Genomic DNA, 14,865 nt, shown 5'->3' with positions numbered 1-14,865 from the left:
ACAGAACGTCGCTGTTCGCACCGGGAGGTGACCGTCCCAGGGTCCATATCCGCGCACTCGACCCCAGCGCCTCGCCGTTGGACTACTTCGGGGCGGAGTTGCGCCGCCTGAGGGAGGCGGCGGGGCTCAAACAGAGCGAGTTGGGGGCGTGCGTGTTCCGCACCGGGTCCCTGATCGGCCAGATCGAGACGGCACGGAAGGTTCCCACCAGGGACTTCAGTGAGCGGGTGGACGCGGCGCTGGGAACGGACGGGTTCTTTTCGCGGTTGGTCGGGCTGGTGTTGCGGAGCCAGCTTCCGAACTGGTTTCAGCCGTATGCGGAGATGGAGGCGAAGGCGGCCTATATCTCCACGTATCAGGCACAGTTGGTCTACGGGTTGCTACAGACGGAGGGGTACGCACGGGCGATCCTCGGCAACCGGACCGAGGACGGCCTCGAAGCCAAGCTCGCCGCCCGGATGGAGCGGCAGCGCATCCTGGAGCGGGCGCAGCCGCCCGTGACGTGGGTTGTGCTGAGCGAGGCCGTGCTGCATCAGGAGATCGGCGGCAAGGAGGTCATGCGGGAGCAACTCGGCCAGCTGTTGGCCCTGCGGGACCGGCGGTGGCTGCATGTGCAGATCCTGCCGTTCGAGGTCGGTCAACACCCGGGCCTGATGGGGTCGTTCAACGTCCTGCGCTTCGATGGCGACCCGGACATCGTCTACACGGAGGACTTCGTGCAGGGCCATATGACGGCCAATCCGGACGCTGTCAGGGAGGGTTCGCTCCGTTACGATCAACCGCAGGCCGCCGCCGGCCTGGTCGCGCACCACCAGACGTCGGACCGGACCGGACCGTCGACCCCACCGTGGACCCCGACGACGTGTTCGACATGCCGCTGGGTGCCGTCCTGACTCGCACGCTGCTGTTCAGCGCCACGGCACGCGGCCGCCCCGTCGAACGGACGGTGGAGATGATCCTCCGGCTGCTACGCCCCCTCGACCGGGTCGACTGATCGGGCCGGGTCGGCTGAACGGACGGCACCGGCCGATCCGACGTTCTTCACCCTGCCCCGCCCCACCTGTGTCCGTACCGCCCCCATGCTCGCGGCGATGACCAGGGCGATCGCCAGCGCCTCGGTGGCGGAGAGGGCCTGGTCCAGGACGAGGAAGCCGGCGGTCGCGGCGACGGCGGGCTCCAGGCTCATCAGGATGGCGAAGGTGGCGGCGGGCAGCCGCCGCAACGCGAGCAGTTCGAGGGTGTACGGCAGCACGGAGGACATCACGGCGACCGCGCCGCCCAGGGCAACGGTCGTCGGGTTGATCAGCCGGGTCCCGGACTCGGCGATCCCCAGCGGCAGGAACGCCACCGCCGCGACCACCATGGCGAGCGCGAGCCCATCGGCCTGGGGGAAGCGTCGCCCCGTACGCGCGCTGAAGACGATGTACGCCGCCCACATCGCGCCCGCGGACAGGGCGAAGGCGACGCCGACCGGGTCGAGGGAGCTGAAGCCTCCGCCGCCGAGCAGGAAGACGCCACCGAGGGCGAGGCCCGCCCAGAGGAGGTTCAGGGCGCGGCGGGAGGTGAGGACCGAGAGGACGAGCGGGCCGAGAACCTCGAGGGTGACGGCGGGGCCCAGCGGGATCCGGGCGACCGACTGGTAGAAGAGGCCGTTCATCGCGGCCATGGTGAGACCGAAGATCAGGACCGTGCCCCAGTCCGCCCGCGAGTGCCCGCGCACTTTGGGCCGGCAGACGGCCATCAGCACGATCGCGGCCACCAGGAGGCGCAGGGCGACGACCCCGAGCGCGCCCGTGCGCGGCATGAGGGTGACCGCCAGCGCGCCGCCGAACTGCACCGAGACGCCTCCGGCCAGGAGCAGTCCCACGGGGCCGAGGGCGCTCCACCGGCCCGGGGCGCCCTCACCCGGAGTGGGCGCGGGCGCCATCGCCGGGGCGACCGAGGCCGGGGAGGACGGGGAGGACGGAGACGCCGGGGAGGACGCGGCGGCGCAGGGGGTGTTCACGGGGCCTTCCAGGGGCTCGACTCAGGAGTCGTGCATCAAGGTGCACTTCTCAGTCCACAGTAATGGACCGAGTCAGGCACGTGAACCCCTTATGCGCCTGTCCAGGCCGTCTCGTTATGCGCCTGTCCAGGGCGTCTCGTCGCGGAAGAGGGGCCGACCGTCGGGCGGATAGCCGTCAAGGGGGTCCCGCAGAGGATCGGGATCGGAGAGGGGGTCGGGAAACGCGCCGGGGTACCAGGCTCCCTCGGCCCCGTACTGCCCGGACCCGTAGTACGCGTACTGCGGAGCCGCTTCCGCCACGAAGCCCCCCGCGTAATCCACCGGCACCCCGGCAGGCACCCCGGTCGGCATCCCCACCGGCACCGCGCCGCCCCCCGCAACCTCCGCCTCCGTGAACAGCGGCAGCCGTAGCTCTCCGGTGTCCATCAGCGCGTTGTTCTGCGATCCGTGCAGACGGGCGTACGCGCCGCCGCGGGCCAGGAGTTCGTCGTGGCGGCCGGTTTCGACCACACGGCCGCGGTCGACGACGAGGATGCGGTCGGCGTCGGGAGCCAGGTTGAGGTCGTGGGTGATCATGATCGTCGTACGGCCCTGCATCAGACGCCGCAGCGGCTTGATCACGCGGCGTGCGGCCATCGCGTCCAGGCCGGTCGTCGGCTCGTCGAGGACGAGGACGGGGGCGTCGCGCAGGATGGCGCGGGCGATGGCGAGCCGTTGGAGCTGGCCGCCGGAGAGCCGGGCCGAGTTGGGGTCGATCCTGGTGTCGTATCCGTCCGGCAGCTTCATGACGAAGTCGTGCGCGTCGGCGGCGCGCGCGGCCTCCACAAGCGCCTCGTCGCTCGCGCCGGGGCGTCCGCAGCCGATGTTGGCGCGGACGGTGTCGTGCAGGACGAGGGTCTCCTGCGGCAGCAGCGTGACGTACTCGCGCAGCCGGGCCAGGGGGAAGTCGCCCACCGGGACGCCGTCGAGAAGCACGGAGCCGGCGTCCGGGTCGTAGAAGCGCAGGAGAAGCTTGGACACGGTGGACTTGCCCGCGCCGCTCGGGCCCGTGACGATCACGAGCTCGCCGGGGTCGACCGTGAAGGACAGACCGCGCAGGGCGTCGCTCTCCGTGCCGGGGTAGCGGAAGGTGGCGTCGCGGACCTCCACGGCGCCGTCGGGGCGGCCGAGCCGGCTCTCCGCCGAGCGCGTCGGGTCGGCGACCGCGGGCCGCACATCGAGAATCTCGATCAGCCGTTCGGCACCGGCGGTGGCGGCGGCGACGGTGAGACCGAGCTGGGCCAGGCCGCGGACGGGCGGGTAGAGGTAGCCGAGGAACGCGGCGAAGGCGAGCAGCTGGCCGAGGGTCATCCGGCCGCCGGAGATCTCCCACACGCCGAGGCCGATGACCGCGAGCACGCAGATCGTCTCGATGACCTGGACGAGCTGCTCGTACAGCTCGTTGAGGCGCCCGGAGCGCACGGAGGCCCTGAACCAGGCGTTCGCCTCCTGGTTCAGCCGCCGCCGCTCGGCGTCGCGGCGGTCGTACGCCTGGGTGAGGACGATGTTGCCGAGGGACTCCTCGACGACGGAGGTGATCGCGCCGTCGGCGACCCGGCCGTCGCGCGAGACGGACTTGATGGAGCCGGAGAAGCGGCGGGCGGCCAGCCAGAACAGGGGGGCGAGCACGAAGGTCGCCGCGGCCAGGTCCCAGCGCAGCCAGAAGGCGGCCGCCGCGTAGAACAGCGCGCTGAACGCCGCCGACGCCGCGCCCACGAGCCCGGACACGACCATCGTCTCGATCGACTCGACGTCGCTGGTCAGCCGGGACAACAGGTCGCCCTGGCGGTGGCGTTGGAAGAAGTGCGGCGGCAACTGCTGCACGTGGTCGAAGACGTGCTCGCGCAGCCGCATCACAAAGCGTTCGGTGACCCAGGTGGCGAGGGAGTTGCCCGCGTAGGCGACGGCGGCGCCGAGCACGGCGACGGCCAGCCATTCGGCGGCCGGGGTCCAGAACGCGGCCAGTGAGCCCTGTTGCAGGGCGTGGTCGGTCAGATCGCTGAAGAGGAGAATGGCGGCGGTCTCGGCGAGGGCGGCCAGGACCGTGCACAGCCAGATGGCCAGCAGCCAGCTCCGCAGCCCCTTGGTCAGCGGCCAGAAGCGCCGGAATGCGGTACGGGCGGGGATGGTCGGCGTGTCGTGGTCGAGCTCGTCCTCGTAATCACACTCGTCCTCGTACTCGTCGCCCTCGTACCGTTCGGCGTGTTCTTCGTATCCCTGATTCTGCCTTTGCCGGGTCATGGCCCTCCTCATTTGAATTGCAGGCCGTGCCGTGGAATTCAAAAGAGAGAGGCCGACGGCGCACCGTCGGCCTCTCTGCTATCGCCCGATCAGCCCTCGCTGTGGGGGAACGGCTTGGGGAGCGGCTTGTGCGCCTTCTTGCGCGGCTTCGGCGCCGGCGGGGGCGGGAGCTGCTTCGACTTGGGCTTGGGGGGCAGGGGGGCAAGCTTCTTGAAGCTCATGCCAACTCCTTGAGGTTTCTGGCTACGCAATAGCGAGCGCAATAGTGCGATGGTGCGAGAATTCTCTACGGAAACGGGCGGGAATTCCTGGTCGTCACCTCGGTATTCCCTGCCGCCCGACATGAAGGAACCTACACGCCCCACACGCCAAGGCACAGCAAAATGCGGCACATGACGACTGTGAATCCCCTTATGAAACCTGAGAGTTGCCTAAAAAACCTGGGTATTGGTTATCCGTGCTCATGCCCGTGCTCATGCCCGTGCCGCGGGTTCGTCCGCCCGTCCCTGGGCGCGAAGGCCGCCAGGGCCTCCGTGTCCGTGGCCCTGGCGTTGAGGTAGTAGTCGGCCCACTCGGCGATGTCGGGGTAGCCGCACTCCCTGATGAGACGGGCGGTGGCCGAGGGGATGTCGAAGGTGGTGGTGCGCAGGGTGATTCCGGGGCCGAGGAGGGACCAGTGGGCGCCCGGATGGCCGTACGGCATGCCGACGCTGCCCGGGTTGACGACCTGACGGCCGTGGGCGAGGCGGACGTACGGCATGTGGGTGTGGCCGCAGACCACGGTGCGGACGGTGTCGTCGAGGTCCGCGAAGACCTCCGCCCAGCGGGCGGGGCGGGAGTCGACGACGACCATCTCCTCGTCGTCCCGTGGTGTCGCGTGGCAGAACAGCACCTCGCCGAGACCGGTGACGGAGAGGGTGCGCGTCTTCGGGAGGCCGGCCAGGAAGTCGATCTGGTCGTCACGGAGTTGGTCGGCGGCCCAGGGGGCGATCGGGTCGGGGATCGCCATGCGCTCGCCGCGGCGGTACTCCACCAGCTCGCGGTCGGCGTTCCCGGCTATCCAGACGAGTGGGCGTTCGTCGCCCTTTTTCACCAACAGGTCCAGGACCTCGACCGGTTGCGGGCCGGCCGCGATGTCGCCGGTCAGGACGACGACGTCCGCGGCGGACACCTCCGGTTCGGCCAGCACGGCTTCCAGGGCGGGCAGCACACCGTGGATGTCGGAGAGGACGGCCACGCGGTCGACGGTGTTCCGTATCGGGCCCTTGTCAGTTTTCGGCATCGGTCCACGATCGACGATGGTCACCGGCCCCGCCCGGGTGTTCGCCTCTCGCGTAGCCCCCCTCGGTCCAGCCCCCTTGCCCTCAGTCCAGCCCCTGGTCCAGCGCCTCGGCCAGCGCCTCCGCCAGATGGCGCCCCTCGCGCCCCGTCAGTTGTTCCAGCTGTGTGCGGCAGGAGAAACCGTCCGCGAGAAGAAGGGTGTCGGGCGTGGCGGCCCGCACGGCCGGGAGCAGCTGTTCCTCCGCGCAGGTCTTCGACACCTCGTAATGGCCCTTCTCGAAGCCGAAGTTGCCCGCGAGTCCGCAGCAGCCGCCCGCGAGGGAGCCGGTGAGGCCCGCCGCCTCGCGCAGCCGGCGGTCGGCGGCGTCGCCGAGGACGGCGTGCTGGTGGCAGTGGGTCTGGCCGGTCACCGGACGGTCGAGGGGCGGGGGTGACCAGGCCGGGGCGAGGCGCTCCAGGGCCTCGGCGAACGTCAGCACCGCCGAGGCGAGGCGTGCCGCGCGCGGGTCGTCGTGCAGGAGCTCCGGGAGGTCCGTGCGCAGGGCGGCGGCGCAGCTCGGTTCCAGGACGACGACGGCCGGCGGACGCGGGTGGACGTCCGGGTCCAGGAACACGCCCATCAGGTCGAGCGTGCGGCCCATCACCGCGCGGGCGCGGTCGAGTTGGCCCGTGGAGACGTACGTCAGTCCGCAGCAGACGTGGCCCCGGGCGCCCACCGACCAGGGGTGGTGCGAGAGCGACACGCTCTCCCCGGCCCGCGGTGTCCGCTTGCGCATCGCCACCGTCGGCGGGAGCATCACGTCCACTCCGGCCGCCTCCAGCACCCGTACGGCCGCCTGCCCCACGGAGGGCGACAGGTGCTCGGTGAAGGTGTCCGGCCAGAGGAACGCCACCTCCCTCGGGGACCCGTCGAGCTCCGCCTCAGGGCCGTACACCCCGTACACCCCCTCCCGCACCATCCGCCGCACCCGCTCCTTGAACCGCCGCCCCCACCACCGGCTGAACGTCTCCGGCGCCAGGCGCGGGATCTCCCGCTCGGGTGCGATCCCGCCGAGCCGTTTGGCGAGCGCCGCGACCGGCCTCACGGAAGCGAGCGAGTTGAGCAGCGGCGCCGTTCTCGTGCGGTCGACCAGGCGCAGCCACACCGGCAGCCGGCCCATCGTGTAGTGCGCGGCGGGGCGCCTCCTGCCTTCGTAGTGGTGGTGCAGGAACTCCGCCTTGTACGTGGCCATGTCGACGCCCACCGGGCAGTCGGACCGGCAGCCCTTGCAGGACAGGCACAGGTCGAGCGCGTCCCGGACCTCGGTCGAGCGCCAGCCGTCGGTGACCACCTCGCCCGCGAGCATCTCGTGCAGCAGCCGGGCCCGCCCCCGCGTGGAGTGCTCCTCCTCGCCCGTCGCCCGGAACGACGGGCACATGACGCCCGCGTCGGCGGCCGTCGTACGGCACTTGGCGACCCCCACACATCTGCGCACCGCCGCCGAGAAGTCCCCACCGTCAGCCGGATATCCGAACGCCACGTCCACCGGCTCGCGCGGCAGCACCGCGAACCGCAGGTTCTCGTCCAGCCGGTGCGGGCGCACCAGCATCCCGGGGTTGAGCAGGTCGTCCGGGTCCCAGAGGTCCTTGGCCCGCTCGAAGAGGCCGACCAGCTCGGTGCCGTACATCCTGGGCAGCAGTTCGGCCCGTGCCTGGCCGTCCCCGTGCTCGCCCGAGAGGGAACCCCCGTGGGAGACCACCAGTTCGGCCAGTTCCTCGGAGAACCGGCGGAAGCGGCCGACGCCCGCACTGGTCAGCAGGTCGAAGTCGATGCGGACGTGGATGCAGCCGTCGCCGAAGTGTCCGTACGGGGTGCCGCGCAGGTCGTGGGCGCTCAGCAGGTGCCGGAAGTCGCGCAGATACGCGCCGAGCCGGGCCGGCGGCACCGCGCAGTCCTCCCAGCCCGGCCATGCCTCGCTCCCGTCCGGCATCCGGGTCGCCGTGCCGCTCGCGTCCTCGCGCAGCCGCCACAGGGCGCGCTGTCCGGCCGGGTCGGTGACCACGAGGGCGTCGAGGACGTCAGCGGCCCGGACGATCGCGTCCGCACCCACGCGTGCCTCCACCGGGTCCGCGCCGCCCGTCTCCACGAACAGCCACGCGCCGCCGCGCGGCAGCCCCGCGTCCGGCGGCACGAGGTCCGCGGCCATCCCTTCCACGGTGAGCGGCCCCAGCGGCAGCAGCCCGGCCGCCGCCTCGGCCGCCGCGCTCTCGTCCGCGTACGCCAGCACGGCCAGCGCCCGCGCGCGCGGCGCCTCGACCAGTCGTACGACCGCCTCCGTGAGCACCCCGAGCGTGCCCTCGGAGCCGCAGAAGGAGCGGGCGACGTCGGCGCCCTTCTCGGGGAGCAGCGCGTCGAGCGCGTAGCCGGAGATACGGCGGGGCAGCTCAGGGAAGCCCGTGCGCAGGCGGGCCAGCTCGCCCTCGACCAGCGCCCGGAGGCCGTCCGGGGCACCCTGCCAGTTCTGCCCCAGCCGTACGGCGGAGCCGCTGCCCTTGACCACCGACAGTTCGCTCACGCTGTCCGCCGTCGTGCCCCAGGCCACCGAGTGCGAGCCGCACGAGTTGTTCCCGATCATTCCGCCGAGGGTGCAGCGGCTGTGGGTGGAGGGGTCGGGGCCGAAGCGCAGGCCGTGCGGGGCCGCGGCCTCCTGGAGGCGGTCGAGGACGACACCGGGCTGGACGACGGCCGTGCGCGCCTCGGGGTCGAGCGCGACGATCCGGTTCATGTGGCGGGTGAGGTCGAGGACGACCCCGGTGCCGGTCGCCTGTCCCGCGATCGACGTGCCGCCGCCGCGTGGCACGACCGGCACTCCGTGGGCCCGGCACACGGACAGGGCGGCCGCCACGTCGTCGGCGTCGCGCGGGCGGACCACGCCGAGCGGGACCCTGCGGTAGTTGGACGCGTCCATGGTGGTCAGCGCCCGCGCGGTCACGTCGAAGGCGACCTCGCCGCGTATGTCCGCCGCGAGGGCGGCCCGCAGCCCGTCCACGTCGGGCGGGTCCGCCGCGCCGTTCGTGCCGTCCTTCGCGCCAAGATCCGTCATGTCTCCAGGATGACCCCGCGCACGGACAACGGTCCGTAACCGTGATGCATCGATCACGGCCGATCGCCGGACGATCACCTTCCGATCGCCGGACGATCTCCTTCCGATCGCCGTCGCGATCACAGACCGATCACCGACCGGTCACCGGCCGATCACCGGCGGATTCCGGGCTCGGATCGGGAACCTTCCCAATGCGATCACGAACTCTCATATAGTGACGGCGAATTGAGCAACCGGTGTCGGCTCTCGCCCCAGGAACCTCCTCCCAGGAACCTCCTCCCAGGAACCTCGCCCCAGGAACTTCGCCCAGGACACGACCGAGGACACGATTCATGACCGCGCCCATCCCCTCCGGCGAACGACCCGCCCTCCGCGCGAGCGCCCCCGCGCCCCTGCTCACCGCCGTCGCGGCGGCGGTCGCGGTCGTCGTCGCCGTCTCCCTGGCACCCGACTCGGCACGCGTCCCCCTCGCCTGGGGTACGGGCGCCGCCGCCGCGCTGCTGTGCGTCGCCGTCGCGGTCGCCACGCACGCCCTGCAGACCGCGAAACTAGCGCGCCGCCGCCTCGACGCCGTGGCCCAGGACGCCGGGCGGCTCCTGCAGGAACGGGCCCGCATGGCCGAGGAGTTCAACCAGGAGCGGTCCCGGCTCGCGGAGGAGTCCGCCCGCGACCGCGCGCGCCTGGCCGACGCCGACGCCCGCGAACGCGCCCTGCTCAGGCAGGGGTTCGAGGAGGAGCGGCGCCGCCTCGCCACCGAGATCGCCGAGGAGCAGCGGCGGTTCGCCGAGCTCTCCGAGGAGAACGCCCGGCTGACCGAGCGCGTGCGGCGGGCGGCCAGTGACCGGGCCGCCGCGATCTCGGCCACCGCCAACGCGGCCGGGCGGATGCAGGCACTGTCCACCGGCATGCTCGCCGACCTGCGCGCCATGGAGGAGAAGCACTCCGACGAGGAGGTCCTCGCCGACCTCCTCCACCTCGACCACCGCACCGCGCAGGCGGGCCGCCTCGCCGACTCCGTCGCCGTCCTCACGGGCGCCCGCTCCGGCCGCCGCTGGGCGCGCCCCATCGTCATGGAGTCGATCCTGCGCGGCGCCATGGGCCGCATCGGCGGCTACCAGCGGGTGCGCGTCCACTCCGCGAGCGACGCCGCCGTCGCCGGGCACGCCGCCGAGGGCGTGATGCACGCGCTCGCCGAACTCCTCGACAACGCCGCGAACTTCTCGCCGCCGACCGCCGAGGTCCACGTCTACGTCGAGGAGGTCCCGGCCGGCGTCATCGTCTCCGTCGAGGACAGCGGCCTCGTCATGGGCGACGTCCAGCTGCGCCGCGCCGAACGCGCCGTCTCCGCGGACGCCGAGAACGCCGCCGACCTCGGCGGCCTCACCGGCACCCGGCTCGGCCTCGCGGTGGTCGGCCGGCTCGCCCGCAAGCACGGCCTGAAGGTGTCCTTCCGGCCTTCCGCGCGCGGCGGCACGGGCGTCCTGGTGCTCATCCCCCAGGACATCCTGAGCCTGCCCGCGATATCGGCCCCGGCCGCCCCGGCGGCGACGGAACCCCAGGTCAAGCCCGCCACGGCGACCCCGCCCGCCGAGGACCGCTCCCTCGCTGAGCCGCGCCACCGGGCGTCGTACGCCGCCGCCCGCGCCCCCGAGGACCTCGACCCGGACCCGGTCCCCACCCACGAGTCGCCCCGGCGCGACACCGACACCCCGCCGAACGGCACCCCCGCGACCGGCGGCCTCCCCAAGCGCCGCCGCGGCCGGACCCTCGCGCACGCCGAGCGCAGCCGCGCCCACCTCGCGAACCAGGCCGGCCCCGAGCCCCGTACGGCCGACTCCAAGGCCACCGCCGCCCGCTTCAGCAGCTTCCGCCAGGCCGTCCGCGGCACCGCGCCGGACCAGGCGGCGGTCCAGGGAACGGTGCCCGAGGTCGACGCCGTACGGGACGAATTCCCGCAGGGCGAACCCGTACGGGCCGAATCCGTACAGGACGCATCTGTACAGGACGCATCTGCACAGGACGCATCCGGGAAAGCCGTACGCGGCGAAGAAGCCGTACGGGAGTCCGCCCCCGCGCATCCCTCGCACACCTCCTCACACACCCCCTCGCATTCGGAAGGCGACACCACTTCATGACCGGCACCACCACCGCCGACGAGAAGCTCTCCTGGCTCATCGAGGGCCTCCTCGAGCGCACCCCGGGCGCCCGGCACGCGCTCGTGCTCTCCCGGGACGGCCTGAAGCTGTGCCGCACGCCGGAGCTCACCGTCGACCGCGCCGACCAGCTCGCCGCGATCGCCGCCGGCATCCAGTCGCTGTCCCACGGGGCGTCCGTGGAGTTCGGCGACGGCACCGGGGGCGTGCGCTCGGCGATGACCGAGTTCTACGGCGGGGTCCTGTTCATCGTGGAGGCGGGCGACGGCGCCCACCTCGCCGTGGTCACCGCCGAGGACGCGGACGCCGGTCTGGTCGGGCACAACATGAGCGAGCTCGTGGAACAACTCGGCGAACACCTGAGCGCGCAGCCCCGGACGTCATGAGCCGTCCGGGCAGGGACGACGCGCCCGACCGGCTCTACACCCTCACCGGAGGGCGCAGCCGGTCCGCGCCCGACACCCCGTTCGACCTGGTGACACTCGTGGTCGCCGAGTGCGATCCGGTGGTGGGCATGCAGTCGGAGCACACGGCGATCCTGCGGTTGTGCGAGCGGCCGACGGCGGTCGTGGAGATCGCCGCCGTGCTGAAGCTGCCGGTGTCCATCACCCGCATCCTGCTCTCCGACCTCCTCGCCGCGGGCCGCGTCAGCGCCCGTCACCCCCAGAAGGCCGCTCTTCCCGATCCCGACATCCTGGAGCAGGTGCTCGTTGGACTCCGTAACCTCTGATGCCCGTACGTCCCAGGGGGCCGACGCCCGTACGCCCCTGGGGGCACAGGCCGACAACGGTCTGAAGATCGTCATCGTGGGCGGCTTCGGCGTCGGCAAGACCACCCTGGTCCGCTCCGTGAGCGAGATACGTCCCCTCAACACCGAGGAGACGATGACGCAGGCCGGCGCGGCGGTCGACGACATCAGCGAGGTGCGCGGCAAGTCCGCGACCACGGTCGCCTTCGACTTCGGGCGCATCACGCTGGACGCCCGCAATGTGCTGTACCTGTTCGGCGCGCCGGGCCAGGAGCGTTTCTGGTTCCTGTGGGACCGGCTGTTCTCGGGCACGCTCGGCGCCGTCGTCCTCGTGGACACCCGGCGCATCGACGACTCCTGGTACGCGATCGACCGCCTCGAACACCACGGCACGCCGTTCATCGTCGCCTGCAACGACTTCGGCGGCTCCGCGCACACCCCCGCCCAGATCCGCGAGGCCCTCGACCTCGATCCGCAGGTCCCGCTGCTCGACTGCGACGCGCGGTCGCGGGAGTCCAGCAAACGGGTGCTGATCACGCTGGTGGAGCACCTCAAGACCTTTTACGCCGCCGAAAGCGCCCCCAAATCACCGGAGTTGGCCCTGTGACCCCCGCCCCCGTGCCCCTCAGCGGGCCCCGGTTCCAGACCGAACCCGCCGAGCTGTACCGGGAGATGCGGCGCGACCACGGTGCCGTGACACCCGTCGTCCTGGACGGCGACATCCCGGCGTGGCTGGTGCTCGGCTACCGCGAACTGCACCAGGTCACCGGCGACCCCGTGCTGTTCAGCCGCGACTCCGAGCTGTGGAACCAATGGGACCGCATCCCCGACGACTGGCCGCTGCTGCCGATGATCGGCCGCAAGCAGCCCTCGATCCTCTACACCGTCGGTGAACGCCACCGCGAGCGCGCCGCGATGATCAGCGACGCCCTCGAAGCCGTCGACCCCTTCGAACTGCGCGCCCAGGCCGAGAAGTTCGCCGACGAACTCATCGACGCGGCGTGCGCCAAGGGCGAGACGGACCTCATCGGGGACTACGCCGCCCTGCTGCCCGTCCGCGTCCTCGCCATGCTCTACGGCTTCGCCGAGGAACAGGGACCCGGCCTCGTCACCGCACTCAACGACATGATCAACGGCCGTGAGAACGCGCTGGCCGGACAGCAGCACCTGGCCGGCTCCATGGCCCAGCTGATCGCCGACCGGAAGGCCGCGCCCGCAAGCGACGTCGTGTCCCGCATGCTCGCGAACACGGCCGGCTTCACGGACGAGGAGATCATCCAGGACCTGATGGTCATGATGGCCGCCGGCCACCAGCCGACCGCGGACTGGATCGGCAACTCGCTGCGCCTGATGCTGACCGACGAACGCTTCGCCGCCTCGCTCTTCGGCGGCCGCAACAGCGTCGCCGAGGCCATGAACGAGGTCCTCTGGGAGGACACCCCCACCCAGAACGTGGCCGGCCGCTGGGCCTCCCGCGACGCCCAGCTCGGCGGTCACCGCGTCCGCGCGGGCGATCTCCTGCTTCTCGGGCTCCAGGGCGCCAACTCCGACCCGCAGGTCCGCACCGACGGCTCCGCCCTCACCGGCGGCAACAACGCCCACTTCTCCTTCGGCCATGGGGAGCACCGCTGCCCGTTCCCGGCGCAGGAGGTCGCGGAGGTCATCGCGCGGACGGGGATCGAGGTCGTACTGGACCGCCTGCCGGACATCGACCTCGCGGTCCCGGCCGACACCCTGACCCGGCGCCCCTCACCGTGGCTGCGGGGCCTGACCGAACTGCCCGTGCGCTTCACCCCGACCCCGGCCCTGGGAGGCACCCCCGCATGACCAGTCGTATCGCCCTGGACCCGTTCGTGTCCGACCTGGACGGCGAGAGCGCTCGGCTCAGGGAGGCGGGACCGCTCGCCGCCGTCGAACTGCCCGGCGGCGTCCCGGTCTGGGCCGTCACCCACCACGCCGAGGCGCGCGCCCTGCTCACCGACCCGCGGCTGGTCAAGGACATCAACGTCTGGGGTGCCTGGCAGCGCGGCGAGATAGCCCCCGACTGGCCGCTGATCGGGCTCGCCAACCCCGGCCGCTCCATGCTCACGGTGGACGGCGCGGACCACCGACGGATGCGCACGCTGGTCGCGCAGGCGCTCACGCCGCGCCGGGTGGAGCAGATGCGGGAGCGCATCACGAAACTGACGGAGGGTCTGCTGGACTCCCTGGCGCCGGGCCCGGACGGGGTCGTCGACCTGAAGGCCGACTTCGCCTACCCCCTCCCCATGTTCGTCGTCGCCGACCTCATGGGCATCGAGGAGTCCCGGCTCCCCCGTCTCAAGGAACTCTTCGAGAAGTTCTTCTCGACGCAGACCCCGCCCGCGGAGGTCATCGCCACGCTGACGGAGCTGGCCGGGATCATGGCGGCGACGGTCGCCGCGAAACGGGCGGAGCCCGGCGACGATCTGACCTCCGCCCTGATCCTGGCCTCCGAGGACGGCGACCACCTCACCGACGAGGAGATCGTCTCCACCCTCCAGCTGATGGTCGCGGCGGGCCACGAGACGACGATCTCCCTGATCGTCAACGCGGTGGTCAACCTCTCCGCCCACCCCGAGCAGCGCGCCCTCGTCCTCTCCGGCGAGGCGGACTGGTCGGCGGTCGTGGAGGAGACCCTCCGCTACTCGACTCCGACCTCGCACGTCCTGATCCGCTTCGCGACGGAGGACGTACCCGTCGGGGACAAGGTGATCCCCGCGGGCGACGCCCTGATCGTCTCGTACGGCGCGATCGGCCGTGACGAGAAGGCCCACGGTCCGACCGCGGGCGACTTCGACATCGCCCGCACCGTCGAGAACCGTCACATCTCCTTCGGCCACGGCCCGCACGTCTGCCCCGGCGCCGCGCTCTCCCGTCTGGAGGCGGCGGTCGCCCTCCCGGCCCTGTACGCCCGCTTCCCGGCCCTGGACCTGGCGATCCCCACCTCGGAACTCCGCAACAAGCCGGTAGTAACCCAGAACGACCTGCACGAACTCCCCGTACACCTAACTCCGACCCCCTAACCACTCCCTCGCCCCGCCGCCCCCGGATGGGTTCTTCGGCTGCGGGTGGGTGGGGGCCGGTCGCGCAGTTCCCCGCGCCCCTAAAAACCTGGGCCGCGGGGGATGCGGGGCGAAGCCCCGGCCCCAGGGGCGCGGGGAACTGCGCGGTCGGCCCCCACCGGCCCGCGGTCGAAAGGACGGCTTACGGGGTCCGGGGCGGAGCCCTGGGGATGGGTCGGGCAGGGGCGGCGGGGGCGAGGAAACGTGGTCTCCGCCCCGTCTCACCCGCCGG

At 72.1% G+C, this 14,865-nt stretch carries 11 protein-coding genes and 1 pseudogene; 7 read left to right on the top strand and 5 right to left on the bottom strand.

Annotation, left to right across the window (positions count from 1 at the left end; all coding sequences use genetic code 11):
* Positions 1-47 precede the first annotated feature (47 nt).
* Positions 48-794, top strand: a pseudogene (locus ACIQTP_RS27620) (helix-turn-helix domain-containing protein); the annotation flags it as partial.
* Positions 795-967: 173 nt separating this feature from the next.
* Here ACIQTP_RS27620 and ACIQTP_RS27615 read toward each other — a convergent pair.
* The 5 genes from ACIQTP_RS27615 to ACIQTP_RS27595 all read right to left on the bottom strand — a co-directional run bounded on the left by ACIQTP_RS27615 (position 968) and on the right by ACIQTP_RS27595 (position 8,649).
* Positions 968-1,927: an EamA family transporter gene (locus tag ACIQTP_RS27615; RefSeq protein WP_403404648.1), complete on the bottom strand. Its 960-nt coding sequence runs from the start codon at positions 1,925-1,927 to the stop codon at positions 968-970.
* Positions 1,928-2,119: 192 nt separating this feature from the next.
* Positions 2,120-4,285 (bottom strand): ABC transporter ATP-binding protein, encoded by a 2,166-nt coding sequence (locus ACIQTP_RS27610; protein WP_403404423.1) that lies wholly within the window; start codon positions 4,283-4,285, stop codon positions 2,120-2,122.
* A gap of 89 nt (positions 4,286-4,374) precedes the next feature.
* Positions 4,375-4,506 carry a hypothetical protein gene (locus ACIQTP_RS27605; RefSeq protein ID WP_403404420.1) on the bottom strand — a complete coding sequence of 44 codons (132 nt, stop codon included), beginning with the start codon at positions 4,504-4,506 and terminating at the stop codon, positions 4,375-4,377.
* 230 nt (positions 4,507-4,736) lie between these two features.
* Positions 4,737-5,567, bottom strand: coding sequence for a metallophosphoesterase family protein (locus tag ACIQTP_RS27600; protein WP_403404417.1), 831 nt, complete (start codon positions 5,565-5,567; stop codon positions 4,737-4,739).
* Between the two features lie 82 nt (positions 5,568-5,649).
* The gene (locus ACIQTP_RS27595) at positions 5,650-8,649 is read right to left on the bottom strand and encodes an FAD-binding and (Fe-S)-binding domain-containing protein (protein WP_403404415.1); all 3,000 of its coding nucleotides are present in this window, start codon (positions 8,647-8,649) and stop codon (positions 5,650-5,652) included.
* Positions 8,650-8,981: 332 nt separating this feature from the next.
* Between ACIQTP_RS27595 and ACIQTP_RS27590 the strand changes: the two genes are divergently transcribed.
* From ACIQTP_RS27590 to ACIQTP_RS27565, 6 genes are read left to right on the top strand one after another with little or no spacing between them, the layout of a single operon-like run.
* Positions 8,982-10,784: an ATP-binding protein gene (locus ACIQTP_RS27590; RefSeq protein WP_403404412.1), complete on the top strand. Its 1,803-nt coding sequence runs from the start codon at positions 8,982-8,984 to the stop codon at positions 10,782-10,784.
* Positions 10,781-11,188, top strand: coding sequence for a roadblock/LC7 domain-containing protein (locus ACIQTP_RS27585; protein WP_054235659.1), 408 nt, complete (start codon positions 10,781-10,783; stop codon positions 11,186-11,188). The genes ACIQTP_RS27590 and ACIQTP_RS27585 overlap by 4 nt, the downstream gene beginning before the upstream one ends.
* Positions 11,185-11,532 (top strand): DUF742 domain-containing protein, encoded by a 348-nt coding sequence (locus tag ACIQTP_RS27580; RefSeq protein WP_402044609.1) that lies wholly within the window; start codon positions 11,185-11,187, stop codon positions 11,530-11,532. Before ACIQTP_RS27585 ends, ACIQTP_RS27580 begins: the two co-directional genes overlap by 4 nt.
* Positions 11,513-12,157 carry a GTP-binding protein gene (locus tag ACIQTP_RS27575; RefSeq protein WP_403404409.1) on the top strand — a complete coding sequence of 215 codons (645 nt, stop codon included), beginning with the start codon at positions 11,513-11,515 and terminating at the stop codon, positions 12,155-12,157. Before ACIQTP_RS27580 ends, ACIQTP_RS27575 begins: the two co-directional genes overlap by 20 nt.
* Positions 12,154-13,377 carry a cytochrome P450 gene (locus ACIQTP_RS27570; protein WP_403404406.1) on the top strand — a complete coding sequence of 408 codons (1,224 nt, stop codon included), beginning with the start codon at positions 12,154-12,156 and terminating at the stop codon, positions 13,375-13,377. The genes ACIQTP_RS27575 and ACIQTP_RS27570 overlap by 4 nt, the downstream gene beginning before the upstream one ends.
* The gene (locus tag ACIQTP_RS27565) at positions 13,374-14,594 is read left to right on the top strand and encodes a cytochrome P450 (RefSeq protein WP_403404404.1); all 1,221 of its coding nucleotides are present in this window, start codon (positions 13,374-13,376) and stop codon (positions 14,592-14,594) included. Before ACIQTP_RS27570 ends, ACIQTP_RS27565 begins: the two co-directional genes overlap by 4 nt.
* Positions 14,595-14,865 lie beyond the last annotated feature (271 nt).

Origin of the sequence: Streptomyces sp. NPDC090798 (assembly GCF_044768965.1) — a bacterium.
In the GTDB taxonomy this organism is placed as follows: Bacteria; Actinomycetota; Actinomycetes; order Streptomycetales; family Streptomycetaceae; genus Streptomyces.
Note: the sequence above shows the minus strand (reverse complement) of the source record. Positions and strands in the feature narration are given on the sequence as shown.

Excerpts from the sequence above, each read along its gene's own strand:
- ACIQTP_RS27615 (WP_403404648.1), bottom strand. The coding sequence starts at position 1,927 with ATGGCGCCCGCGCCCACTCCGGGTGAGGGCGCCCCGGGCCGGTGGAGC.
- ACIQTP_RS27610 (WP_403404423.1), bottom strand. The coding sequence starts at position 4,285 with ATGACCCGGCAAAGGCAGAATCAGGGATACGAAGAACACGCCGAACGG.
- ACIQTP_RS27605 (WP_403404420.1), bottom strand. The coding sequence starts at position 4,506 with ATGAGCTTCAAGAAGCTTGCCCCCCTGCCCCCCAAGCCCAAGTCGAAG.
- ACIQTP_RS27600 (WP_403404417.1), bottom strand. The coding sequence starts at position 5,567 with ATGCCGAAAACTGACAAGGGCCCGATACGGAACACCGTCGACCGCGTG.
- ACIQTP_RS27595 (WP_403404415.1), bottom strand. The coding sequence starts at position 8,649 with ATGACGGATCTTGGCGCGAAGGACGGCACGAACGGCGCGGCGGACCCG.
- ACIQTP_RS27590 (WP_403404412.1), top strand. The coding sequence starts at position 8,982 with ATGACCGCGCCCATCCCCTCCGGCGAACGACCCGCCCTCCGCGCGAGC.
- ACIQTP_RS27585 (WP_054235659.1), top strand. The coding sequence starts at position 10,781 with ATGACCGGCACCACCACCGCCGACGAGAAGCTCTCCTGGCTCATCGAG.
- ACIQTP_RS27580 (WP_402044609.1), top strand. The coding sequence starts at position 11,185 with ATGAGCCGTCCGGGCAGGGACGACGCGCCCGACCGGCTCTACACCCTC.
- ACIQTP_RS27565 (WP_403404404.1), top strand. The coding sequence starts at position 13,374 with ATGACCAGTCGTATCGCCCTGGACCCGTTCGTGTCCGACCTGGACGGC.